This is a genomic window from Shewanella algidipiscicola (genome assembly GCF_900380485.1).
GTDB classification, from domain to species: domain Bacteria; phylum Pseudomonadota; class Gammaproteobacteria; order Enterobacterales; family Shewanellaceae; genus Shewanella; species Shewanella algidipiscicola.
The window spans coordinates 1-1,190 of sequence record NZ_OXJV01000010.1 but is presented as its reverse complement, the minus strand read 5'-3'; the positions used below and the strand labels follow the sequence as shown (position 1 = coordinate 1,190).

General features: G+C 51.2%; 1 rRNA gene. It reads left to right on the top strand.

The annotated features are described in order from the left end of the window. Window positions 1-1,190 (top strand): 23S ribosomal RNA (locus DN599_RS07425); the annotation flags it as partial.

Here is a 1,190-nt window from a genome sequence, read left to right as displayed (position 1 = left end):
AAGAACCCCTGTGAGGGGAGTGAAATAGAACCTGAAACCGTATACGTACAAGCAGTGGGAGCGGTACTTGAGACCGTGACTGCGTACCTTTTGTATAATGGGTCAGCGACTTACATTTTGTAGCGAGGTTAAGCGAATAGCGGAGCCGTAGGGAAACCGAGTGTTAACTGCGCGTTTAGTTGCAAGGTGTAGACCCGAAACCCGGTGATCTAGCCATGGGCAGGTTGAAGGTTGAGTAACATCAACTGGAGGACCGAACACACGTATGTTGAAAAATGCGGTGATGACTTGTGGCTGGGGGTGAAAGGCCAATCAAACCGGGAGATATCTGGTTCTCCTCGAAAGCTATTTAGGTAGCGCCTCGAGCGAATACCATTGGGGGTAGAGCACTGTTAAGGCTAGGGGGTCATCCCGACTTACCAACCCTTTGCAAACTCCGAATACCAATGAGTACTACTCGGGAGACACACGGCGGGTGCTAACGTCCGTCGTGAAAAGGGAAACAACCCAGACCATCAGCTAAGGTCCCAAAGTTATTGCTAAGTGGGAAACGATGTGGGAAGGCTTAGACAGCTAGGATGTTGGCTTAGAAGCAGCCATCATTTAAAGAAAGCGTAATAGCTCACTAGTCGAGTCGGCCTGCGCGGAAGATTTAACGGGGCTAAGCAATACACCGAAGCTATGGGCACTAGCGCTTGCGCTAGTGCGGTAGAGGAGCGTTCTGTAAGCCGTTGAAGGTGAAGGGGTAACCCACGCTGGAGGTATCAGAAGTGCGAATGCTGACATGAGTAACGATAATGGGGGTGAAAAACCCCCACGCCGAAAGACCAAGGGTTCCTGTCCAATGTTAATCAGGGCAGGGTGAGTCGACCCCTAAGGCGAGGCCGAAAGGCGTAGTCGATGGGAAACAGGTTAATATTCCTGTACTTCTGCTAACTGCGATGGAGAGACGGAGAAGGCTAGGCTAGCGCGGCGTTGGTTGTCCGCGTTTAAGGCTGTAGGTGGTGCACTTAGGCAAATCCGGGTGCACATACACTGAGAGTTGATGACGAGGTTCTACGGAACTGAAGTAGTTGATGCCATGCTTCCAGGAAAATCTTCTAAGCTTCAGGTTAGCAGGAATCGTACCCCAAACCGACACAGGTGGTTGGGTAGAGAATACCAAGGCGCTTGAGAGAACTCGGCTGAAG